Genomic DNA, 25757 nt, shown 5'->3' with positions numbered 1-25757 from the left:
AAGAACATTCATTTGTTCTTGGGTTTTTTTATTAATCAATGTGCTCCCCCTTTCTTCTCTCACTAAATATATTGTTATAGAATCAACCAACCACATTGCAAATCATACATTCTATAATATAATTATTTTATTAAACATTTTACATTTTATAATCATTTCTTTATTCTATAATTAAAGGAGTGATATGCTTGATTATTAGAGCATTAGAAGAAACAGATTTAGAATTTGTCCATCATTTAAATAATGAATACTCTATTATGTCATATTGGTTTGAAGAACCTTACCAATCTTTAAGCGAACTACAATCATTGTACAAGAAACATTTACATGATGAATCAGAAAGACGTTTTATTATCGAAGTCGATAATACACGCATAGGTATTGTTGAATTAGTAGAAATCAACTTTGTTCATAGTAATTGTGAGATACAAATTATTGTTGATCCTGACTTTAGTGGTAAGGGGTATGCTAAAAGCGCCTTTAAAATGGCCATTGATTACGCGTTTTTAGTATTAAATTTACATAAGGTATATTTATATGTTGATATCAATAATGATAAAGCAGTACATATATATCAGTCACAAAACTTTGCTATTGAAGGGACATTATTAGAACACTTCTATACACGCGGTGAATATAGTGATTGTTATATCATGGGCTTATTTAAAAAGAATTGGATCAACCATTTCGACAATGATTTATCACATATCAAATAATTATAAAAAGGTCTAAAACTAGATTATCACTTACGATAATCATATGTTTTAGACCTTTAATTCATTTTACAGTAATTCAGGATTATCAGAAACTAAACCTTGAAGTGGATAACGTAAAAGTTTCTCAGCTTTATAGGTATCATTTACTGTGTATGCATAAACATTTAAATCATACCGATGCGCCTTATGGATAAAATGTTTTGACACAACAGATTGGTGTGCATTTACAAAGGAAGCATATTCTGAAATCTTTTTAAATCGAGGCTTTTTGTACCAGTGCTTTTTACGATTAATCAACACCCCTAGTTTATATGGCACGTCTTTAGCGGCGAGCGCTTTAATAAACTTCTTATTAAAGGACTGTATCGATATTTTATCACTGTCTATATTCCACTGTTGCAATTTATTGATTAATATATTTTCAATATCAAGATATTGTTGGGGTTGCTTTACTTCTATCATTAACCCCTTGGATGACCGTGCAATAAGTTCTAATACATCATCTAATACTAACAACTTTTGATTTGCATATTTGATTTCTTTCCAAAAACCGTAATCATATTGTTGTAATTCTTCTAAAGTATTATTTTTTATTTTCGCCGTACCATTCGATGTACGATCGATGGAAGGATCATGAATCACAACTAATTGATCATCTATTGTTTTATGTATATCAATTTCTAATATATCCACTTCATTTGATTCTAGTGCTGCTTCAAATGCAACACGCGTATTTTCTGGGTATTGCGTCGATAATCCCCTATGCGCAATAAGTTTAATGTCATCCAAACTTCTCGGTTTTTGATCGGTCATTGTAAAGCGCCTCTCTTCCTTTATTTCATATTATAATCTAAACTATAAATTAACACATTTAAACTGGAGGTCAATTATAATGGTAAAGCATGATTTTAACGTCACAACTCACTGGTCAGGTGGACGTGAGTCTGTTGGTGATCTTAATGGAGATGTATTAACAGAACAAATATCAATACCTGCTGGCTTAGGTGGTAACGGAACAGGGACAAATCCAGACGAATTACTAGTTTCTGCTGCTGCATCTTGTTACATTATTTCACTTGCTGCGGTATTAGAACGCGCAGGCTTTGAGTCAATTGAAATCGAACAATTTTCAAGTGGGACTGCCCTATTCGAAAATTCAAAATTTAAAATGGATACAATAACTCATTACCCTATTATTAGTGTTAAATCTACGCAAAAAGAACAATTAGCAAAGAAATTAGATAAATTATTAAAAATTGCTGATAATAATTGTATGATTTCGAATTCAATTCGCGGAAACGTTAACGTAAAAATACAACCTAAAATAAAATAATTTAAATTTTTTTATTTTCGATATAGAAATTGAATACAAAAGCAATGTATGCCCTTACATTACTTTTGTATTTTGTTAATTTTCAAAAAATTGTAATTTTTAGACTTTTATATTGTCTGAAAATTTGCTAAACTTATTAAATCTTACTCAATGGGGGAATTACAATATGAAATACTATCATCCTTTGTTATTAACGCCCGGCCCAACACCTGTACCGGACCAAATATTACATGCAACACAATTACCAATGGTCGGCCATCGATCTAGTGATTTTGAAACAATTGCCGAAGAAGCTTTTCGAGCATTGAAACCCGTTTTTGGTTCAGAAAATGAGGTAATGATATTAACATCAAGTGGTACAAGTTCTTTAGAAGCAAGTATGTTAAATTTAGCTAATCCAGAAGACGATATCGTAATTATTGTATCTGGTGCTTTTGGTAACCGCTTTAAACAAATTGCAGAGACTTATTATGAAAACGTACATATTTTTGAAGTTGAATGGGGTAAAGCAGTAAATGTTCCAGATTTCATTGACTTCTTAAAATCTTTAAACAGAGATATTACAGCTGTATTCAGTCAATATTGTGAGACTTCAACTGCAGTATTACATCCAGTAAATGAATTAGGTCATGCCTTAAAAGACTTTGATGAATCTATTTATTTCGTTGTAGATGGCGTAAGTTGTATCGGCGCTGTTGATGTTGATTTAAAACGTGATCAAATTGATGTCCTAATTTCAGGAAGTCAAAAAGCAATCATGTTACCCCCTGGTCTAGCATTTGTAGCTTATAACAATCGAGCCAAAGCAAGATTTGCAGAAGTTACTACGCCTAGATTTTATTTAGATTTAAATAAATATTTAAAATCTCAAGCTGATAATTCAACACCGTTCACACCTAACGTAGCTTTATTTAGAGGTGTAACTGCATATGCTCAATTAATCGAAGAAGAAGGTTTAGATCAAGTTGTCGCACGTCATTATGCTATTAGAGATGGATTAAGAGCAGCGCTTAAAGCATTAGATTTAGATTTACTTGTAGAAGATGCTTATGCGTCACCTACTGTTACAGCATTTGTGCCTAAGACGAAAGATGAATTAAACTTTATTAAAAATGAACTTAAAAATCGCTTCTCTATAACAATTGCTGGCGGACAAGGCCATCTTAAAGGTGAAATTTTAAGAATTGGCCATATGGGTCAAATTTCACCATTTGATATCTTACAAGTCGTTTCTGCACTTGAAATCATCGTATCAGAATTTAGAAATGAAGCGTACATTGGTACAGCAATTACTCAATATATGGAGGTTGTAAAAGCATATGTATAAAATTTTAGTATCTGACCCTATTTCACCTGAAGGTTTAAAAAGTTTAACAGATCATAAAGACTTTGAAGTTGTTACAAATACTGAACTTTCCGAAAGTGAGTTAATTGAAAAAATAGCTGACTTTGAAGGTTTAATCGTTCGTAGCCAAACGCAAGTTACTGCAGATGTTATCGCTGCTGCGCCAAATCTAAAAGTAATTGCAAGAGCTGGTGTTGGTGTCGATAATATTGATATCGATGCTGCTACTAAGCATGGTGTTATCGTTATTAATGCACCAGATGGTAATACAATTTCTGCTACAGAGCATTCTATGGCAATGATTTTATCAATGGCCAGAAATGTTCCACAAGCGCATAAGTCTTTAAAAGAAGGTAAATGGGATCGTAAGACATATCGCGGTACTGAATTATACAATAAAGTATTAGGTGTCGTTGGTGCTGGACGTATTGGTTTAGGTGTTGCTAAACGTGCGCAAAGTTTTGGCATGAAAATTTTAGCTTTTGATCCATATCTTTCTGAAGATAAAGCAAAAGAACTCAATGTTATTCGAGCTACTGTAGACGAAATTGCTGAACAAGCTGATTTCGTAACTGTTCATACACCGCTTACCCCTAAAACTAAAGGTATTGTAGGAGAAGCATTCTTCGCTAAAGCCAAACCAACATTACAAATTATTAATGTGGCACGTGGTGGTATTATTGATGAAGAAGCATTACTTAATGCACTGAACGAAGATAGAATTCAAGCAGCAGCACTAGATGTGTTTGAAACTGAGCCTGCAACTTTATCACCATTAGTTAAACATGATAAAGTTGTCGTTACACCTCATTTAGGTGCTTCAACTGTTGAAGCACAAGAGAAAGTTGCCGTTTCAGTAGCGAATGAAATTGTCGATATTTTCGAAAATGGTAATGTATTGAATGCAATCAATGCGCCAAGAATGACTTACAATGAAATTAATGAAGAATTAAAACCATATATCGAATTAAGTAAACTAACAGGTGAAGTAGGTATTCAATTATTAGAAAAAGCGCCTCGCGAATTGCACATTAAATACGAAGGTGATTTAGCACTTGATGATACGAGCTTAATTACACGTACACTTGTTTCAGGTGTTTTACGTCAAGATTTAGGTGAACGTGTTAACCTAATCAATGCGCTTGTATTATTGAATGAACAAGGTGTTTCATATAATATTGAAAAGAATACCAAACATCGTGGTTTCAGTAACTATATCGAGTTAACTTTAATCAATAAGGATACACAAATTAAAATTGGTGCCACTGTACTCAATGGTTATGGCCCACGTATTGTGCGAATTAATGATTATCCAGTTGACTTTAAACCGGAACAACACCAACTTGTTATCAATCATACAGATAAACCAGGTATTGTTGGGCGTACGGGTCAAATTCTTGGTGAGTTTGATATTAACATTGCATCGATGCACCTTGGTCGAACAAACTTAGGTGGCAATGCATTAATGGTATTATCTATTGACCACCCTGTAAACCAAGATGTTATTGATGCCCTATTCCAAATTGAAGGTTTCAATAACGTACGTAGCGTTGAATTAGATATTCCACAAGATACGAATTATAATATTTAAGTCAAAAACCAAATCATACAGAAATAATATTTTGTAAAAATTTGGCTCATAAATACTAGATTAACAGCCCTCAGATTTTCTGAGGGCTGCTTTTTATTCAATCTTTATTGTCTATCCAAATGAATTCTAAACAATACATCACTTATAATAAGTGAAATTAATTGTAAATTAAAAAACATCCTTTATATCGAACGCATTGCAACGCCTTCAATAAAGAATGTAATATGAGATATTAATCGTTAATCATTGTTAGTAATTGTAATTATTTATAATAAAATATTTCTAATTTCTCCGACATGATCAACTATATATTCTGCACCATAAGATTCTAACTCTTCCCGTGCATTTTGACCTTTTAATCCAGTCAGTGGTCCTATAAATGTTGCACCAATTTTTTTAGCACTTAATAAATCCGCTAAGGAATCCCCTACTACAAATACATCGTCCTTATTTACACGATTCTCTTGATTTGTAGCATAATGTTTATAACGGTCTAACTCATTACCTTCTAAAGTTGCTAAGTAACTAAACGGATTAGGCTTTCCTAGTGGCTTTAAATCTGGATAATGATCTTCAGCGATTAGCACTTCACTTGCTGTAACTATATGTTGTTCTTCAAACAATGCTTTAATTCCAAGTGTTTCAAATGGAACAATCGTTTCAGTTCGTGGTCTCCCTGTTGCGATTGCAATATGATAGCCTGCATTTTTTAAATCTTCAAGTAATGATTTAATTTCAGCAACTGGTCTTAATACGACTTCATCATATATATAGCCATTTTTAAAGTTCGAACGCTTTGGTTTCTTTTCAACTTCCTCAAATAATTTATAACCTAAATACCATTCTTGGTAAATCTCTTGTGCAAATGTCCAAAACGCACTTTTCAATTCAAATAATTCCGTTTCAGTTGTGTTTAAATGTTCACTTGCATATGTAACTAATGATTTATAGATATTGTCCTTTCCAGAACTCACACCATCTAAAAATGCTAAAGGTGCAGAAAAATCAAGTGTTACATTTGAGATATGTTCACCGACAAATGCCAAAGTATTTTGATTAAATTGTTTAGGGTTTAATACGTCCGATAGCTGGTCATTTGATAATCCCTGACACAATTTTATAAAATGAATCGCTACAACAATAAATAACATATCCCAATTAGAGTTAAGTCCTAACGACTTTAATTTAGTTAATATTTCATCATTGTAAAAAACAATATTTCTTATTTCAGTGATTTGACTATCAGTTAATCCTTCAAATTGTACCGATGGATCTAAACCTATGTAATCTTTACTCATCAACATTTCATAAACTGTTAATGCTGATACATCAAAACACCTTTCTTCACTTAAAAATACACCATCTACATCAAATAATACCGACTTCATCCTACCTACTCTCCTTTAATCAGAAAATTCTGATACTAGTATATCGTACTATTTACATATAAAAAGCGCAAATGTATTTCTTGAATTTATTCAAATTTTTATGGAAATTTGAATACTTTGCAATTTAGCAGAGTGCATTTTCATTAAAGCTTATAAAAATAAAAATTATAACAACTTTAATGTAGCATAAAGTACCTATCTTGCTTTGATTTTGTCGACTATGTGGATAATTCTATTAACTATTAAGCATGCGTATGAGTGAACGATTAAACTTCTAACTAATTATTATCAATTTTTTAAATAATTCAAAATAAAAAACTGACGTCAAAATAAACATTCATTTGACGTCAGACTTTGTATAACTATTTACTTTCTAATTGTGATTCTATTTCATCAGCTACTTGCTGTACTTGAGTACCGATGATGACTTGTGTATTATGTTTACCACTTTGAGTCACACCTACAGCACCTGCATGTTTAATTTTCGTCTCATCGACTAAAGTATTATCATGTAATTCCATACGTAAACGAGTAGCACAATTGGTTAAGGTCATGATATTTTCTTTGCCACCTAAACCACTCAGAATATCACTTGCTATCTTAGTATACTTATTCGTTGTCACAGTACTCGTTTCACTTGAGTCATCGCTGTGCTCAACATCACCTGTTGTTGCTTCGTCTGATGTAGGGTCAGGCAATAAGTTATCACCTCTACCAGGTGTATTTAATTTTAATACCTTAATCGCAAATCTAAATATTACATAATACAATACAAAGAATAAAAGGCCTTGTACAATTAACATATATGGATGATTTGCCACTGGATTAATTAACGATAACACATAGTCAATTAAACCTGCACTAAATGCAAATCCAGCAGTCCAATGGAATAAAGCGGCAATAAACATTGATAAACCTGTTAAAAAGGCATGAATGACAAATAGTATTGGCGCTACAAACATAAATGCAAATTCAATTGGTTCTGTTACACCTACAAAGAATGCTGAAATAGATCCAGCTAACATTAAACCATAGACACGTTTCTTTTGCTTTGATTCTGCTGTATGATACATTGCCAACGCTGCACCAGGAATACCAAACATCATTACCGGGAAGAAACCTGCCATGTATCGACCCGTCACACCATGTACTGCACCGTCTCCTGTTTGGAATTTGGCAATATCATTGATACCTGCAAGGTCAAACCAAAATACTGCATTCAATGCATGATGTAATCCTGTTGGGATTAATAATCTATTAAAGAAACCATATAAGAATGCGCCAAATGGTCCAAGGTTAATAATCCATGTTCCAAATGCTACGATAAGTGAGAAGATAAATGGCCAAACGAACAACATTATCACAGCTAGTATAATACTGAAGAATGCTGTTAATATTGGAACTAAACGCTTACCACTAAAGAATGATAAAGCCGCTGGAAGTTCTGTTTTACTAAATTTGTTATACGTATAAGCAGCAATCAAACCTACAATCAATCCAATAAATACGTTTTGATTATTCATTTGTTCAAATGCACTATCAACTGCAGATTGCTTTACTCCTAATAACGGTGCCAATTTCTCAGGACTCAAAACAACTGTAGTTAAGAAGAAGCCCACAGCCGCAGCTAATGCGACAGCACCATCATTTTTCTTTGCCATTCCCAATGCAACACCTATTGCAAACAAGATTCCTAACTGCTCTAATATTGTCGAACCGGCGCTTGAGAAAAATTTCGCCACTGTTGGCAACAGTCCCATTGCAGTAAGCGCATTACCGATCCCCACAATAATTGCAGCAGCAGGTAATACTGCTACCGGTAGCATCAATGACCTACCTAAGCGTTGAAAGAAACTAAACATATTCATTCCCCATTTCAGTTTAAATTTCAAAAAAATAAACACCACGCGCACAATTAGCCCACATGGTGTTTATATACGTTCAACTTATAGTTATTGTACAGTAATATAATAACATAAATCTTTAAGTTATCGGATTTTATTATCAATTTTTTTAGCTAATAAAAAATTTTTTTATTTATTAGCTACATATGCATCCAACTCTTGCTGTAATTGTCTTGTAGCTTTTTCTAATTCTGTAGTTAAATAGTCTAATTTTTCATTACGTTTCATATCTTTTGGTAAGTGCTTTGTTTCGATAGGTTGACCAAACTTAATCACCGCTTGTCCAGTAATCAAACCTTTAATTTCACTCGGACCTACATACGCTGCTGGTAAGATAGGTGCTTGTGCCATCATCGCAATTGTAACTGCACCACGCTTTAATGGTTCACCTTCAGCATATTTTTTACGTGAGCCAGTAGGAAATATACCGACTGTTTTATTTTGTTTTAATAAATTAATTGGTTTTTTAAGTGTACTCGGTCCTGGGTTTTCTCTATCTACAGGAAACGCATTTAATGAAGATAAAAATCTACCAAACCATTTATTCTTGAATAACTCTTTTTTAGCCATGTAATGGATTTGGTTAGGATGTATTGCCATGCCTAACATAATGACTTCGTTATAACTTTCATGTGTACATGTTACGACATACCTATGTAATTGTGGTATATTTTCACGACCTTGAACTTCTAAACTATTGCTTAATTTCACAATAATTAATTTCAAGAGACCACTGATAAATTTATACATTTCTCCACCTACTTTTTATTTGCTATTTATCACCTACTGATTTTATCACTTAGTTTAAACACGTACAAGCTAATTTGTAATTCAGTCTAAAGTATGAAGTGAATTTACTAGCAAATCATTGCAAAACCTTTCATAATAGAGTATGTGAATGGATTGGAGGTAACATATGTCAGATAATAATAATGATAATAACCCAAGAAGCGAACACACTTTTAAACAAACGCAACAAGATTCGAACGGCTCTTATCATAAAGCATCGAACCCACGTTCATACAATAAACCAAGATTCCCTTGGTTTAAGACCATTGTCGTGGCACTTGTCGCAGGTGTCTTAGGTGCACTCATTGTTCTTGGGATAGGTAAATTTATGGACCGCACAATATTAAACGATGACGGTTCAAATGTCCAAGAATCATCAAGTAGTCGTGGTGGAAATACCTTAGATGGTAAAAGTGACAAATATGATTCCGTAAATCAAATGATAACAGACGTTTCACCCGCCATTGTCGGTGTCATTAATATGCAAAAGGCTCAAAGTCTTGATGATTTATTAAAAGGAAAGTCTTCCAAATCAGAAGAAGCTGGTGTTGGTTCTGGTGTAATCTATCAAAAAAGTAATGGCTCTGCCTATATTGTGACTAATAACCATGTTATTGATGGCGCAAGCAATATCAAGGTACAACTACATAACTCTAAGCAGGTTGACGCTAAATTAATCGGCAAAGACGCACTTACAGATATAGCAGTATTAAAAATTGATGACGTTAAGGGAACAAAAGCGATTCAATTTGCTAATTCTTCAAAAGTAAAAACTGGAGATAGTGTATTTGCTATGGGGAATCCATTAGGTTTAGAGTTTGCAAACTCAGTCACTTCTGGAATAATCTCTGCAAGTGAGCGTACAATCGATACACAAACATCAGCAGGCACAAACAAAGTCAATGTATTACAAACAGATGCTGCCATTAATCCTGGAAACTCTGGTGGTGCACTTGTTGATATCAATGGTAATTTAGTCGGTATCAACTCGATGAAAATTGCTAACGAACAAGTCGAAGGTATTGGCTTTGCAATTCCTAGTAACGAAGTTAAGGTTACGATCAAAGAATTAGTTAAAAATGGTAAAATAGAGCGCCCATCAATTGGTATTGGCTTATTAAACCTAAGCGAGATTCCGGAACAATACAAAGAACAATTAAACACCAAACGTTCCGAAGGTGTCTATATCGCTAAAGTTGATGACGACAATGGTTTGAAAAAAGGAGATATTATCACTGCTATTGATAATAAATCCGTCAAAGAAGATACCGATGTCAGATCCTATTTATATCAAAATAAAAAACCTGGCGATTCTGTGACATTAACAATTGAAAGAGACGGTAAAGAAAAATCAATCGATGTTAAACTTAAAGAACAAAAATCACAAACAACTCAATCTTCAGATGATACAGAATCCAATCGTGAAAGTGGATCAAGTATTTTTGAATAAATACTAACCACATTCAATATTATTCAGTTATTAAATTAATTATCCATTCAAATAAGCGGTCAACCAATACTATCGACGATTGGTTGACCGCTTTTAAAGTTTAAAAAATTATTGGTAATTCACCATAAAGTATTTCTTTTTACCACGGCGAATAATTGTAAATTCATTTTCTATTTTATCAGCTACTGTTAATTCATACGCAGTGTCTTGCTGTCTTATGCCATTAATATAGATTGCACCATTATTAACATCTTCACGTGCTTGACGTTTAGAGCTTGAAATACCAGCTTCAACTATCGCATCTACAATATTTGTTGTAGTGTTGCTTAGTGTTACCTGTGGTACATCCTTAAACCCTTCTTTTAATTCTTTTGCAGATAATGATTGTAAATCACCTGAGAACAATGCTTGTGAAATGCGAATTGCATCGTTTAATGCATCTTGCCCATGAATAAAGCGTGTTACATTTTCAGCTAAAGCTTTTTGAGCTTCTCTTAAATGAGGTGCTTCTGCAAGTGATTGTTCTAATTTTTCAATTTCCTCTTGCGTTAAGAATGTGAAGTACTTCAAGAATTTGATAACATCATCATCTGTAGTATTTATCCAGAATTGATAAAATTCATATGGGCTCGTCTTCTCTGGGTCTAACCATACTGCGCCGCCTTCTGTCTTACCGAATTTTTTACCATCTGATTTTACCACTAATGGAATTGTTAAACCATAAGCTTCTGTTTGGCCATACATACGACGCATTAATTCTATTCCGCTAGTAATATTTCCCCATTGATCAGATCCACCAACTTGTACTTTACAGTTATAAGTTCGATTTAAATGACCAAAATCAATGGCCTGCAAAATCGTATAAGTGAATTCAGTATATGATATACCATGTTCTAAACGTGTTTGAATTGAATCTTTACCTAACATGTAGTTAACCCCCACATGTTTACCATAATCTCTTAAGAAATCAATCAATGAGATTTGACCGAGCCAATCTTTATTATTAACTAATTTTGCTCCCTGCTCTGTATCAAATTCAAATATTTTATGCATCTGTTTGCTGATACCTGCAACATTTAATTCAACTTGTTCTTCTGTTTGTAAAGTTCTTTCTTCAGATTTACCAGATGGATCTCCAATCATACCAGTACCGCCACCAATAAGGACAAGTGGACGGTGTCCATGTTCTTGGAATCGGCGTAATGTTAAGAAAGGTAGTAAATGACCGATGTGTAAACTATCAGCCGTTGGGTCTGCTCCACAATATAATGTAACTTGCTCCTTATTCAGTAACGTTTCGATGCCACTTTCATCTGTTTGCTGATAGATTAAGCCTCTCCAAGTTAAATCATCAATTAATGCATTTGCCATTTAAACAACCTCCTATTTATTTATGATATTGGTTTAGAATTTAGATAGTTTTCTACTTGTACATGTTAAAAATAAAAATAAAAACGCCCTTACAAATTAATGTAAGGGCGCAATTGCACGGTACCACCATACTTAAGTCAAACAACTTTATTAATGATACGTTCATTAACTTAAACGTTTGGATTACATTCTTAATTAGGTGTATTCATATAACGTACAACATTAGTTCACAGCGACCACTAATTCTCTGAAGATGTATCCTTATACTACTTGTCCTAAATCCAAAAACCATATCGAATTGATACTAATTATAATTAACTCTATTTTAAAAGTCAATATGTTAAATTATGTTATAATATTGCATAACAAGGAGGTACAAAATGAAATACAAAACCTATGAAACGAGTCAACATTATCTTACATCACAACCACAACTCAATCGTTTTGAATCTATTTACAAAAAAATAAAGCGTTTTTTCATAGGTCTGTTTAGTATTTTTACTTGTACCTTTATTATTATGTTGGCAATATTTGTATTTTATTTCCAACATTTAACACAAGAGTCCATTCATATGTCGGATAATAAATTACGTACAGAACTATTGACGATTAACGGAACTGAAGATATCGATTATCATAGTAAACATATACTTTATGAATATAGTCATTCACAAAATCCATTAATTGTCGGTCCCAATGAGGTAAATCATAATATTATAAAAGCATTAACCTCATCAGAGGATAGTTTATATTTTAAGCATAACGGCATTTTACCGAAAGCAATTTTACGGGCAATCGGTCAAGATATCTTTAATATGGACAATTCTACAGGTGGCAGTACCATCACACAACAATTAGTTAAAAATCAAGTACTCTCTAATGAAAAAACATACAGTCGTAAAGCAAACGAATTAATCTTAGCATTGCGTGCAGAAAAAGTGTTAACCAAAGATGAAATTCTCTATACTTATCTCAATATTGTTCCATTTGGTAGAGATAGTCATGGTGCCAATATTACTGGAATAGCCTCTGCTTCGTATAGTGTCTTTGGTAAATCTTCTGCAAACCTAAATGTTGCTGAGGCAGCTTATTTAGTTGGTATGCTACAAAGCCCTTACTTCTATACGCCATACAAAATTGATGGCACTTTAAAAAATGATCAACAAATTCAAATTGGACTAAACAGACAGCATTATGTATTAAAGCGAATGTTAGTAGAAGGTAAAATAGATAAAAAAACATTTACTGCAGCTGAACATTTCGATATTAAAGCTCATCTCATAACAAAATAAAGCGAGTCGCCTATTAAGAACGACTCGCTTTTAATCATTATTAGAACAATCCTACCGCACGTCCATCATCAGTTACATCCATATTCAGTGCTGCAGGTTGCTTTGGTAAACCTGGCATCGTCATTATTGCACCTGTCAACGCAACAATAAACCCAGCACCTGTTTTTGCTTCTAATTCACGAATTGTAATTTCAAACCCTTCTGGCGCACCTAGTTGAGTAGCATCATCAGAGAATGAATATTGTGTTTTCGCCATACAAATTGGATAATGATCCCAACCATTTTGTTTGAATTGTTTTAGTTGCTTTTCTGCTTTTGCAGAAAATGTAACCTTCGCACCGCCATAAATTTCTGTAACAATTGTTTTTATTTTATCTTCTAATGGCTTTTCTAAATCATATAAATGCTTAAAAGATTGTGGTTGATCAATGATTTCTAATACTTCTTTCGCTAAATCTGTACCACCTTTGCCACCTTTTTCCCATACTTCAGTCAATGCCAATCTCACATTATTTGTCTGTGCCCAATTTTTTACAAATTCTATTTCTTGATCAGTATCATGTATAAACGCATTCAAGGCAACTACTGGTTCTAAACCATATTTTCGAACATTATTAACATGTCTTTCGAGGTTCACAATTCCTTGTTGTAAAGCTTCGATATTTTCTTCTTTTAAATTATCTTTCGCTACGCCACCATGCATCTTAATAGCACGAATTGTTGCTACAACAACAACTGCTTCTGGTTCAAATCCTGCTTCACGCGCTTTGATATCTATAAATTTTTCAGCTCCTAAATCTGAACCAAAACCAGCTTCAGTCACCACGATATCTGCTAAGTCACGTGCTGTCTCTGTAGCTAATATAGAGTTACAACCATGTGCAATATTAGCAAATGGACCACCATGGACAAGTGCTGGCGTACCTTCAATTGTTTGTACGAGATTAGGTTTAATCGCATCCTTTAAAATCATTGCAAGTGCACCTTCAACCTTTAAATCTGCAACTGTTACTGGCTGACGTTCTCTTGTATATCCTATTGTAATTTTACTGATTTTATTCTTTAAATCTGCGATATCAGTAGCAAGACAAAGGATAGCCATTATTTCAGAGGCTACAGTTATATTGAAACCATCTTCACGTGGGACACCTTGTGCAGGGCCACCTAATCCGACAATAACATTACGTAAAGCACGATCATTCATATCAAGTACACGTTTCCATTCTATACGTCGCTGATCTATACCTAATTCATTACCTTGATGTAAATGGTTATCTATAAATGCTGACAATGCATTGTTAGCTGTCGTAATAGCATGGAAATCACCATTAAAATGTAAGTTTATATCTTCCATAGGTAATACTTGAGCATAGCCACCACCAGTAGCCCCACCTTTAATACCAAATGTTGGCCCCAAAGCTGGCTCTCTTAAGGCAACCATTACATTTTTATTTAATTGGTTAAATGCATCTGCTAATCCAACTGTAACTGTTGATTTCCCTTCCCCAGCAGGTGTTGGACTCATTGCTGTAACCAATACGACCTTCCCTTTTTGTTTATTCTTTCTAATTTTATTAATATCAATTTTCGCTTTATAGTGACCGTATGGTTCTAATGCATCGCTTGGTATACCTGCTTTATCAGCAATATCTCCTATAGGTTGTAATGTTGCTTGATTAGCAATTTCTAAATCTGATAAATGTGCCAAATTCATTCGCCCCTTTAAATATTAATTTCACTTTTTGTGCATTGATTAAAGTAACTGATGTATATTTAAGTCCTTATATACTTATATTAACCAACTTGAGAAATATTGTCGACAATTATAGATAGCGCTTTCAATTTTGTGCGCTATAAAATTATAAAATAGCATGTTTATATTTTTTTAAAACTAACCGAAACACAGTAGAAATATATTTTAATTGAACTAATAATCTTAACTTAAATTCGTAATATCTTAATTTTAGAGGACTTCATTTCATCAAGTTTAACGATTATATTTTAAAGTAACTATTTATAATAAATTCAAAGATTAACATGAAAAAAACACCAATTTCTAAAAATCATGTTAGAAATTGGCGCTTTTTGTTTAATTTATATTATTATTCTTGTCGTAATAACAAAATAACATGCATTTTGATATAGAAATATGAAAAATCAATTGTTGTATATTGATGATTTTTGACTAACGTAGTTGTGATAACAATGTACTACTTATCAAAAGCACACATCACGGTTATTGTATTTAAAAATTTAATAATTAAACTCTTTTTACAGGTTAGCCATTAGTCTTCCATTGTACTTAAATCACCTTCTGGTAAGTCTAACTCCCAGGCTTTTAATACACGTCTCATTATTTTACCTGAACGTGTTTTAGGTAATTTATCCTTAAAGTCAATTTCTCTAGGAGCAGCATGCGCAGCCAAACCTTCTTTAACAAATTTACGGATATCTTCCTTCAATTCATCTGTCGGTTCATATCCAGGTCGTAATGCGACAAATGCTTTAATAATTTCACCTCTTATTGGATCTGGTTTTCCAATCACACCTGCTTCAGCAACAGCCTCATGTTCAACTAATTTAGATTCCACTTCAAATGGGCCAACACGTTCTCCAGCAGTCATAATGACATCATCAACTCGACCTTGGAACCAGAAATACCCATCTTCATCTTGATATGCAGAATCACCTGAAACGTACCAATCGCCAATAAAGTAAGAATCATATTTTTCAGGATTATTCCAAATTGATACCATCATTGATGGCCATCCCTTTTTCATAGCTAAATTACCCATACGATTAGGTGGTAACTCATTACCTTGATCATCAACAATTGCCGCTTCTACGCCTGGCAGTGGTTTACCCATGGAACCTAACTTTAAATCCATAGATGGATAGTTAACAATCATATGTCCACCTGTCTCAGTCATCCACCAAGTATCTAACACACGTTTATTATAAATTTCTTTTGCCCATTTGATTACTTCAGGATTTAAAGGCTCTCCAACTGATAAGATACTCTTCAAGCTTGATAAATCATATTTCTTAACAATATCATCACCCGCACTCATTAACATTCTTAGTGCTGTTGGTGCTGTATACCAAATCGTCACTTTAAATTCTTCAATCATTCCATACCAAGCCTCAGGAGAAAATCTTCCACCCGCAATACAATTTGTCACTCCATTTAGCCAAGGACTAAAGATACCATATGATGTACCAGTTACCCATCCTGGATCGGCAGTACACCAGTAAATATCATCTTCTTGGAAATCTAATACATACTTACCTGAAATATAGTGTTGTAACATTGCTCGTTGTGCATGTAATACACCTTTGGGTTGACCTGTTGAACCTGACGTATAATGTAAGATTAAGCCATCATCTAATGTTAGCCATTCAATATCAAATGTATCGCTTGCCGCTTCAAATTCACTATTGAAATCAACATGTTCAGCATCAACCTCTTCATCTACAACTACGATTGTTTCTAAATGAGGCAATTTATCTTTTGGTATTCTTGGTAATAAAGCATTAGTAGTAACAATCACTTTTGCTTCACTGTTTTCAAGTCTATCAGACACTGCTTTTTCCATAAATGCTTCAAACAATGGTCCAACGATTGCTCCAATTTTCAAAATACCAAATAACGCAAAATATAATTCTGGCGTTCTAGGCATGAATATAAATACACGATCTCCTTTTTCTACATGCGCTTTATCTTTTAATACGTTAGCTGCTTTATTACTATTTTCCTGCATTTCTTTAAACGTATAGCTTTCTTTTCGCTTATCGTCTTTATAATTTAATGCAATTTTATCCGCTTTTCCTTCATCCACATGTTTATCAATACATTCATATGCCATATTAACTTTACCTGTTTCTGACCATGAAAATACCTTTTCAACTTCTTTCCAATCGAAGTTATTATATGTTTGTTCATAATCCTGAAGGTTAAAATTACCGTTATCCCCTTTATATACTTCTACTTTCATTTTAAATCCCCCTTATGAAATCGTTTGCTTTAAAAATATTATATCGAACAATTTCCGAATTTTCAAAATAATATTATGTAAGCGAATACATTTTTATGTTATTTTTTTATTTTTTAACATATAATATGAGTAAACGAATTGGGATATATTAAACATATGAAGTAGTTTGGAGTGAGAAAATGAAACATATTAAAACATATCAATACAAAGATTTTAATTTAGATGAAGGCCATTTCGTAATAGAAGGTCCCGTGTCCCACAGTGAACTAAATCAAATGACCTTTGATAATGGTTTGAAGTCTTTCCGCTCACCAGATGAACAGTTTGAGGCAGTCAAGGAAATCAGTGAGTTACCAGAAGGTCGCATATTCGTCTTGAGATTAGACAACCATATCGTTGGTTATGTGACATATCATTATCCTGATCCTCTAGAAAGATGGTCAACTGGTAATTTAGAATACCTCATTGAACTCGGTGCCATTGAAATCAGTTTACCTTACCGACATTTACGTTTAGGTAGCGAATTGATTAAGATTAGCCTAGCTGGTGACGAATATGAAGATTATATTGTATTAACTACTGAGTATTATTGGCATTGGGATTTGAAAAATGCAAAACTTGACGTTTATGAATATAAAAAACTCATGCAAAAATTAATGGGATATGGGGGCCTAGAAATTTTTGCTACAGATGATCCTGAGATTACCAGTCACCCTGCTAATTGTTTAATGGCTAGGATTGGTTCAAGAATTTCAATTGATCAATTACAAGCGTTTGATGATATCAGATATATGAATCGCTTTTTCTTTTAAAGGGGAGAAATTTATGAATAATAAGCAACAACTTACGGGCTATGTCTATTCTAATGATTTATTGCAATATCGCTTTAGTAACAGCCATCCATTTAATCAAATGCGCCTTAAATTAACGACGGAGTTATTAACAGAGCTAGGTTACCTTAAACCCTCTCATATTATCAAGCCACGCATCGCTACAGATGATGAAATCGCACTTATTCATAGCTATGATTATATTCAAGCAATTCGACATGCATCGCACGGAATTCTAAGTGATAGTGAAGCTAAAAAATATGGTCTTGATGGTGATGATACACAACAATTTCGCATGATGCATAAGCATAGTGCTAGAATTGTAGGTGGAGCATTAAATTTAGTTGATCAAGTTATGACAAATCAAATAACTAATGGCTGTCACTTAGGTGGTGGATTACATCATAGTTTACCTGGCAGAGCAAATGGCTTTTGTATCTATAATGATGTTGCTATAGCGATTAAGTATTTAATGAAGTATTATAATCAACGTGTACTTTGTATTGATACAGATGCACATCATGGCGATGGTACACAATGGAGCTTTTACACGAATGACCAAGCTTTAATTTATTCTATTCATGAAACTGGAAAATTCTTATTCCCTGGTTCAGGACATTACACAGAGCGTGGGAATGAAGAAGGATTCGGATATACTGTCAATATGCCATTGGAACCCTACACAGAGGATGAATCATTTATAGAGACATTTAAAGCAACAATAGAACCCGTTGTCGCATCATTTAATCCAGATATTATTATTAGTGTACATGGTGTGGACATACATTATTTGGATCCATTGACACATATGCATTGTACCTTAGATGCACTATACCAAATTCCTTATATTATTAAATCATTAGCTGATACATATACCAATGGAAAGGTTATTATGTTTGGCGGTGGTGGTTATAATATTTGGAAAGTTGTGCCAAGAGCTTGGACACATGTATTTCTAGCTCTTTTAGGAGAAAGTCCATTAACAGGAAATTTGCCTGAAGCGTGGATAAAAAAATGGCAACATTACGCGCCCATAACCTTACCAAATACATGGCAAGATGAATGCGAAGATTTTCAAGTTATTCCAAGAAAAGATGAAATTAGTGAAATTAATATGAAACGTGCGCAACAAGTACGGAGTTGGTTTATTTAATCATTCACTTCCCTAGCCAATGATTAATCAAATCCAATTGCCACATAAAAAATACCCCCTTATCTTCATTGGTAAAAGGTAATCAACAGATTAGAAGATAGATTACACTATTTTCTAACATGATTACTTCAGTGAAAATAAGGGGTTATTTATATAAGAAACGGTCTAACTTCGTAATATTAAATGATTACTTAGTTGTACCTCTATATTCAATTCTGTGCGGCAAGATAACATTAGGCTCTTCTATTTCTTCTTCATTCATATACTTAGTTAATAGTCTCATACCTACTGCCCCGATATCATATAACGGTTGAATAACACTAGATAACTGTGGTCTAACCATTTCAACTAATCTCGTATTATTGAAGCTTACTATTTGTAGTGATTCTGGTACACTAACACCAACATCTTGTGCTGAGTGTACTAAACCAATAGCTTGCTCATCACTAATAGATAAAATTGCATCTGGTTTAGATGATTTTAATGATTCAAATGCACGAACACCATCTTTGTATGTCTCATTACCATTAAAGATTAAGTCGTTGTCTAATTGTAATTGATGTTGAGATAAGACTTCTTGTAGTCCTGCTAACACATCTTCTTGTGCTTTCTTAGAATAATCTCCACCAACAAAAGCAAATGACTTAGCACCATTGGTAATTAACTGACTAGTAATTTCCTTGGCTGCTGCTTTAAAATCAATGTTTACAGAAGCAATGCCATCATCTTTACCATTTGTACCCGATACAACTACTGGAACTGAAGATTTATTAATTAAATCTTTGATTTCCTCAGAGATTGTACCACCTAGGAATATAATTCCATCTACTTGTTTACTTAATAAATTGTTAAAAATTTCCTTTTCCTTAACTGGATCATTATCAGAATTTGAGATAATAGAATGATATTTATACATTGTCGCTATATCTTCTAATCCTCTTGCCAATTGAGAATAATAAACATTAGAAATATCTGGTATAATTACGCCTACTGTTGTAGTACGTTTACTCGCTAATCCACGTGCTACTGCATTTGGTCTATAATTTAATTTTTTTATAACTTCGTTCACTTTGTCTCTCGTTTCAGGTTTAACATTTTGGTTTCCGTTAACGACACGTGACACGGTTGCCATTGAAACGCGTGCTTCTCTTGCAACATCATATATTGTAACTGTCATAATTTCCTCCTTGTAAGCGATTTATTTGTTATTATACTCTGTTTTCACAACTTTTCAAAGTTTACCACATTTTTTATAAATAGAAAATCATTTTGTTTTGAATGTCATAATTATGTCATTATATATAATTACATTTTATTTTTATACAGTGTAATAACTCGCCATAACTGCAGTAGTCTACTAATCAAGTCATTTATATCCTTATACTTGTTAAGAATAATACATTTAAGAATTAAATTAACGAAAATATCCCTATGTGTTTCAAACTAGAAACAACATAGGGATATTTTAATCTGTATCGTTAATTACACAAATAACATTATTATCTAATGTATATTTTGCATGGTGCTTATTTTAATTGTTTACTGTTATACATGTCTGCTAATGGCTTAAGCTCATTGTAGAATTTATCAAATTCGTTCAAGTCCATTTGTTGACCACTATCACTTAATGCTACTGCTGGATCTGGATGAACTTCAGCCATAATGCCATCTGCGCCCACAGCTAAACCTGCTTTAGCTGTCGGTAGCATGATATCTTTTCTACCTGTACTGTGTGTCACATCGACCATAACTGGTAAGTGTGTACCTTGTTTCAAAATTGGTACCGCTGAAATATCTAAAGTGTTTCTAGTTGCTTTTTCGTAAGTACGGATACCACGTTCGCATAAAATAATATTATTATTACCTTGTGATGCAATGTATTCAGCAGCATAAATAAATTCTTCAATTGTTGCTGATAATCCACGTTTTAATAATACTGGTTTATTAGAGCGACCTGCTTCTTTTAAAAGTTCGAAGTTTTGCATGTTACGTGCACCAATTTGGAATACATCTAAGTATTCATCGGCAACTTCAAAATCTGCAGGATTTACAATTTCACTGACTACATTTAAGCCGTATTTATCTTTTGTATTTTTAAGTATTTTTAAACCTTCAACACCTAATCCTTGGAAATCATATGGTGAAGTACGAGGTTTAAATGCCCCACCTCTGATGAATTTTTCGCCTCTCGCTTGTAATTCTGCAGCTACTGCATCAACTTGTTCTTGTGATTCAACAGAACATGGACCAAATACAAATGATTTATTACCATCTCCAATAATTCCACCATTATCAAATTGGACGATTGTATCTTCTGGTTTTAATTTTCTTGAAACATATAAATGTTTTTCATTTTCAGATTTTTGTAAATCAGTAGAGGCTTTAAAAATTTCTTTAAATAATTGCTTAATCACATTATCGTTAAATGGACCTTCATTTTTATCTAAAAGTACATTAATCATTTCTTTTTCACGTTGTGGATCATAAACCATTGTACCTTGTTTACGTTTCTCCTCACCGATTTGTTGTGCCAATTTCCCTCTTTTAGATAAAAGCTTTAAAATTTCATCGTTAATTTCAACAATTTCGTCTCTGTATTCTTGTAATTTATCTGTCATTTAAGTCACCTCTATGAAAATTTTAAACTGCATATTTTATTCTGCTTTAAAGCGATAAAATATTTGTTAAACGTAATTCTAACAATAAGTACCAATAAGTTCAAGTCACTATTTAAAAAATTTTCACTTTTAAGTGAATAACATTAATGATAACTGAATTTTCAGTCAGTTACTAGTTATATTTTACACTTTTCATCAAATTTATTAATTTAATAACAAAATGTTAATATTTATTTTGAAACCTTTAACACGATACAGTTTTAAAGCAGAAATGTATTAACGTATTTGTAATCATAGTCGTGATGTGAACAATTCATTATTCGCTTCTACAATTCAACAAGTCATCACATAAAAATCCATTTTGTCCTTGCCTATCACTGTAGTTAATTTTGGTATATTTCTTATGCGTTTTAATTTTTATTTAAAAAAAGCTGCTGACTCCCGTCTGTAATCAGGGAATCAGCAGCCTAGAAAATAGTATACTAAGCGAGTCATTACTTTAAAAATTTCGTATCTAATGCTGTTAAAACTTGTCTATAATCAACGTAATTACTCAGTATAATCAATACATTATTCAATAATTTGATTTAGCATTTAATCATTAAATGTTCGTTTCGCTATTTTACTTTTTGCCTTTTCAGCTTTTTTTGCTTGAGGACGATTTTTCGTATATGTCGAATTATTAGCGTCTTCATCTGTTTGTTCTTTAGCACTTCCGTGAGAAATAATACCCTCATTATAATCAACTTGTTCTTCACTTTGATTTGATGCTGTAGATGTTGATGTTGATTTATTACCACTTTGACCAGCTTTGTCATGCGTAATGATACCATCTTTGAATGATACAGTTTCATGTACTTGTTCCACTCTTCGTTCGGCATCATGAGGTTTTGATGCTGAAGTAGCAGTTGCACCTTTATTACCTTTATCAGCTGTATTATCTACCTTATCAGTTGATTCAACAGAAGTCTCAACATTGCTTTCTGTAACTAAGTTAGGAACTTCCGTTTTGTTATTACCTTTGATACCTTCTGGTGTTAATAGATTAGCAGTGTTATCTGCAACATTTGTGTCATTTTGTATCAAAGTTTGTTTTGATTTAGCAGCTGAAGCTAAACCTGCCGAAGTTACTGTACCAACCGCAACGGCACTAGCTTTCGTCGTACCATTCGATTGAGTTGTTTCAGATTTACTTTCTGTAACTAAATTTGGTGTTTCTTTTGCTTCAGTGGATGTTGATTTTTTGTCTTCAGATACTAATTCATCTGTTCTATTAGCTGTTTCCTCATCGTTGTCAATTTTATCATTCTTATCAGCAGCCGCTTTTGCGATTCCAGCTGCAGCAACTGTACCACCTGTAGCTGCAGCAATTTTTGCGCCATTATGATCGGAACTGGTTTCAGATTGTGATGAAGCTGAAGCATGATTTTCCGACGTACTCTGTGTCTCATCTTTAATCGCTTCTTGTTGGGCTGCAACCTCACTTTGGCTCGGTTCCTTAGAAGCATCGATATGTTTAGTTTCTAACTCTGCTACATTGCTTTCTTCGTCAGATGACTTCTGTGTTGCACTCACATCTTGTTGAGATTGTTGTGCATTTGGAGAAGTATCTGCTAAATGATGTTCTGCTACTTCTTCTTTAATAGCATCCTTTTGTGCCGCTAATTCGGCTGCTGATACACTTTCTTGGTTATTAATCGACGCTTTAATGTCTGCTACTTGTTCCTCTGCAGCACGTTGATCTGCTTCTGTTTGGTTAATTATACTAGATTTAAATTGGTCTTCTTTAGATTGTTTATCGGAATATTTGTCATTACGTGGTTTACTTAACGTCACTAGACCTATAGCTGAGCCGATTACTGCCCCTACAATAAATCCATAGACAAAGACATTTCTACTGCCTTTTGAAAAATATTCAGGCACTTCGTAACTTTCTAAATTTCTTTCATAGTTATCTCGATTGTAATACTTCATAAATGATAGCCCCCTATAACAAATGCACTTAAATAAGTTTAAATCCTCATTTAAGTGCATTTGTTTGTTTAAGTATATGAATTATTTATTATCAACTCGTGTAGTATAGCTATGGTTACCTTCGTTTGAGAAGTTCGCATCGTCTGCTACTCCACTTGTTTTATAACTTGCACTATTTCTACGATTTCTTCTGTTTTGCCATTTATCAGCAACTTCCATTGCTACATTTGACCATTGAACAACTTGAGAAATTTTATCTTCATTTTGAGAAATATTGTGCGTAATAGAGTTTGTAACTCGGTCTACAGAACCGTTTAAAGTTTGTACTGAGTCACCAATTCCTTTAACGGCATCAACCACTGAGTTCAAACGATCTGATTTGCCTTGGATGTCTTCAGTTAAGCGGTTTGCTTTGTGAAGTAAATCCGTTGACTCACGTGTAATACCTTGAATTTGTCCTTCAACACCATCTAGTGTTTTAGCAACATGATCTAAGTTTTTCTTGACTGAAAGTAATACAACTACGATACCAATTACTAGTATAAGAAATGCGATCGCAGCGATAATTCCAGCTATAGGTAAAATCCATTCCATTAAAAACGCCTCCTAATAAACATATGTTGTTACTTAATATAACTACCCATCTCATTTTAACATAAACATATTAAAATGAGGTAGTTACACCAACATTTTCCATGTATGCGCGTTGAATTTTTTGTATATCACCAGCGCCCATGAATAAAATAACTGCATTATTATATTGTTCCAATGCATTCACTGATTCTTCATCGATAAGTTTTGCACCATCAATTCTATCAACCAGATCTTGTATAGTTAAATTACCACTATTTTCTCTGATTGAACCAAAAATTTCACATAAAAATGTATGATCTGCTGTATTTAAACATTCAGCAAATTCATCTAAAAATGCTTTAGTTCTACTGAAGGTATGTGGTTGGAACACAGCAATAACTTCTTTATCAGGATATTTTTTTCTAGCAGTTTCAATCGTTGCACTGATTTCACGTGGATGGTGTGCATAATCATCAACAAGAACTTGATTCCCAACTTTAGTCTCATTAAAGCGTCGTTTCACACCACCAAATGTTTCAAGTGCTTCTTTAATATTAGCTACATTTAGATTTTCTAAATAGCTAATCGTGATAACTGCTAATGCATTTAGAATGTTATGATCCCCAAATTGTGGAGACAAGAATGTATCATAGTATTTATTTTCTACATAAACATCAAATTGCGTTCCTTTTGGACTTATTTGAACATTATCCGCATAAACATTATCATCTTTTGAGAAGCCATAATAATACACTGGTACATCTGCTTTGATGTCACGTAAATGTTCATCTCCGCCCCAAGCGATAATACCTTTTTTAACATTACGTGCCATTTCTTGGAAAGCATCAATTACATCATGGATATCTTTGAAGTAGTCAGGATGATCAAAATCAATGTTTGTCATGATGGCATAATCCGGATGATAGCTTAAGAAATGTCTACGGTATTCACAAGCTTCAAATGCAAAGTAATCACTTTCTGGAATACCTAAACCAGTACCATCACCAATTAAGAATGACGTCTTCTTATCACCATTCATTACATGTGATAGTAAACCTGTAGTTGATGTTTTACCATGAGCACCTGTTACTGCAACAGATGTATATTGGCTAATAACATGACCTAAAAAGTCATGATAACGAATTACATCTAATTTCAATTCATGTGCTCTTACCACTTCTTCATGTGTATCTGGAAATGCATTACCTTGAACGACAATCATATCTTCTTTAATATTTTTTGCATCAAAAGGTAAGATTTCTATGCCATTATTTTTTAATGCAACTTCTGTAAATACATAATTTTTTATATCTGAGCCTTGTACTTCATTTCCAAGATCATGCATTATTTGTGCTAATGAACTCATACCGGCACCTTTGATGCCGACAAAATGATAATGTGTCATTGTAACACTCCTCTTTTATTAATTTTTATT

General features: G+C 33.3%; 20 protein-coding genes. 8 read left to right on the top strand and 12 right to left on the bottom strand.

Annotated elements, in window-relative coordinates; translation table 11 throughout:
* Window positions 1–188 precede the first annotated feature (188 nt).
* Entirely contained in the window at window positions 189–716 is a 528-nt protein-coding gene (locus tag ACY191_RS07755) for a GNAT family N-acetyltransferase (protein ID WP_042738419.1), read from the top strand.
* 66 nt (window positions 717–782) lie between these two features.
* Here ACY191_RS07755 and ACY191_RS07750 read toward each other — a convergent pair whose 3' ends face one another.
* Window positions 783–1529: a glycerophosphodiester phosphodiesterase gene (locus ACY191_RS07750; protein WP_229367286.1), complete on the bottom strand. Its 747-nt coding sequence runs from the start codon at window positions 1527–1529 to the stop codon at window positions 783–785.
* 79 nt (window positions 1530–1608) lie between these two features.
* On the opposite strand from ACY191_RS07750, the gene ACY191_RS07745 reads away from it, so the two are divergent.
* The 3 genes from ACY191_RS07745 (at window position 1609) to serA (ending at window position 4985) form a co-directional block, all read left to right on the top strand.
* A complete protein-coding gene (locus tag ACY191_RS07745; RefSeq protein ID WP_042738417.1) occupies window positions 1609–2049 on the top strand; it encodes an SACOL1771 family peroxiredoxin in 441 nt (146 codons plus the stop codon).
* A gap of 166 nt (window positions 2050–2215) precedes the next feature.
* Entirely contained in the window at window positions 2216–3376 is a 1161-nt protein-coding gene (locus tag ACY191_RS07740) for a pyridoxal-phosphate-dependent aminotransferase family protein (protein ID WP_042738416.1), read from the top strand.
* On the top strand, window positions 3369–4985 hold the full coding sequence (serA, locus tag ACY191_RS07735; RefSeq protein WP_463269996.1) for a phosphoglycerate dehydrogenase: 1617 nt from the start codon (window positions 3369–3371) through the stop codon (window positions 4983–4985). The genes ACY191_RS07740 and serA overlap by 8 nt, the downstream gene beginning before the upstream one ends.
* 266 nt (window positions 4986–5251) lie before the next feature.
* Here the strand turns inward: serA and ACY191_RS07730 are convergent, their stop codons facing one another.
* The 3 genes from ACY191_RS07730 to ACY191_RS07720 all read right to left on the bottom strand — a co-directional run bounded on the left by ACY191_RS07730 (window position 5252) and on the right by ACY191_RS07720 (window position 9027).
* Window positions 5252–6373 (bottom strand): HAD family hydrolase, encoded by a 1122-nt coding sequence (locus ACY191_RS07730; RefSeq protein WP_042738414.1) that lies wholly within the window; start codon window positions 6371–6373, stop codon window positions 5252–5254.
* Window positions 6374–6735: 362 nt separating this feature from the next.
* The gene (gene nagE / locus ACY191_RS07725; protein ID WP_229367287.1) at window positions 6736–8235 is read right to left on the bottom strand and encodes an N-acetylglucosamine-specific PTS transporter subunit IIBC; all 1500 of its coding nucleotides are present in this window, start codon (window positions 8233–8235) and stop codon (window positions 6736–6738) included.
* A gap of 171 nt (window positions 8236–8406) precedes the next feature.
* Complete coding sequence (locus tag ACY191_RS07720) at window positions 8407–9027, bottom strand: lysophospholipid acyltransferase family protein (protein WP_107527626.1); 621 nt, start codon at window positions 9025–9027, stop codon at window positions 8407–8409.
* A gap of 166 nt (window positions 9028–9193) precedes the next feature.
* On the opposite strand from ACY191_RS07720, the gene ACY191_RS07715 reads away from it, so the two are divergent.
* Window positions 9194–10516: a S1C family serine protease gene (locus tag ACY191_RS07715; protein ID WP_042738411.1), complete on the top strand. Its 1323-nt coding sequence runs from the start codon at window positions 9194–9196 to the stop codon at window positions 10514–10516.
* 108 nt (window positions 10517–10624) lie between these two features.
* Here the strand turns inward: ACY191_RS07715 and tyrS are convergent, their stop codons facing one another.
* Complete coding sequence (gene tyrS, locus ACY191_RS07710; protein ID WP_042738410.1) at window positions 10625–11887, bottom strand: tyrosine--tRNA ligase; 1263 nt, start codon at window positions 11885–11887, stop codon at window positions 10625–10627.
* A 380-nt stretch (window positions 11888–12267) separates the two neighbouring features.
* On the opposite strand from tyrS, the gene ACY191_RS07705 reads away from it, so the two are divergent.
* Window positions 12268–13179 carry a transglycosylase domain-containing protein gene (locus ACY191_RS07705; RefSeq protein ID WP_042738409.1) on the top strand — a complete coding sequence of 304 codons (912 nt, stop codon included), beginning with the start codon at window positions 12268–12270 and terminating at the stop codon, window positions 13177–13179.
* A gap of 40 nt (window positions 13180–13219) precedes the next feature.
* Here the strand turns inward: ACY191_RS07705 and ACY191_RS07700 are convergent, their stop codons facing one another.
* A complete protein-coding gene (locus ACY191_RS07700) occupies window positions 13220–14887 on the bottom strand; it encodes a formate--tetrahydrofolate ligase (RefSeq protein ID WP_229367288.1) in 1668 nt (555 codons plus the stop codon).
* A 577-nt stretch (window positions 14888–15464) separates the two neighbouring features.
* The gene (gene acsA, locus ACY191_RS07695) at window positions 15465–17174 is read right to left on the bottom strand and encodes an acetate--CoA ligase (protein WP_107512578.1); all 1710 of its coding nucleotides are present in this window, start codon (window positions 17172–17174) and stop codon (window positions 15465–15467) included.
* Between the two features lie 179 nt (window positions 17175–17353).
* On the opposite strand from acsA, the gene ACY191_RS07690 reads away from it, so the two are divergent.
* Complete coding sequence (locus ACY191_RS07690; protein ID WP_042738406.1) at window positions 17354–17986, top strand: GNAT family N-acetyltransferase; 633 nt, start codon at window positions 17354–17356, stop codon at window positions 17984–17986.
* A gap of 13 nt (window positions 17987–17999) precedes the next feature.
* Entirely contained in the window at window positions 18000–19157 is a 1158-nt protein-coding gene (locus ACY191_RS07685; protein WP_042738405.1) for an acetoin utilization protein AcuC, read from the top strand.
* 187 nt (window positions 19158–19344) lie between these two features.
* On the opposite strand, the gene ccpA is transcribed toward ACY191_RS07685, so the two are convergent.
* The 5 genes from ccpA to murC all read right to left on the bottom strand — a co-directional run bounded on the left by ccpA (window position 19345) and on the right by murC (window position 25727).
* Window positions 19345–20334, bottom strand: coding sequence for a catabolite control protein A (gene ccpA, locus ACY191_RS07680; RefSeq protein WP_229367289.1), 990 nt, complete (start codon window positions 20332–20334; stop codon window positions 19345–19347).
* Window positions 20335–20683: 349 nt separating this feature from the next.
* Window positions 20684–21775 (bottom strand): bifunctional 3-deoxy-7-phosphoheptulonate synthase/chorismate mutase, encoded by a 1092-nt coding sequence (locus ACY191_RS07675; protein WP_042738403.1) that lies wholly within the window; start codon window positions 21773–21775, stop codon window positions 20684–20686.
* 594 nt (window positions 21776–22369) lie between these two features.
* Window positions 22370–23749, bottom strand: coding sequence for a hypothetical protein (locus ACY191_RS07670; protein WP_229367290.1), 1380 nt, complete (start codon window positions 23747–23749; stop codon window positions 22370–22372).
* An 81-nt stretch (window positions 23750–23830) separates the two neighbouring features.
* The gene (locus tag ACY191_RS07665) at window positions 23831–24343 is read right to left on the bottom strand and encodes a DUF948 domain-containing protein (RefSeq protein WP_042738401.1); all 513 of its coding nucleotides are present in this window, start codon (window positions 24341–24343) and stop codon (window positions 23831–23833) included.
* 70 nt (window positions 24344–24413) lie between these two features.
* Window positions 24414–25727 carry a UDP-N-acetylmuramate--L-alanine ligase gene (murC, locus tag ACY191_RS07660; protein WP_229367291.1) on the bottom strand — a complete coding sequence of 438 codons (1314 nt, stop codon included), beginning with the start codon at window positions 25725–25727 and terminating at the stop codon, window positions 24414–24416.
* Between the last annotated feature and the right edge of the window lie 30 nt (window positions 25728–25757).

This window comes from Staphylococcus sp. TCBT05 (assembly GCF_055179755.1).
This window is presented reverse-complemented; position numbering and strand designations above follow the sequence as displayed.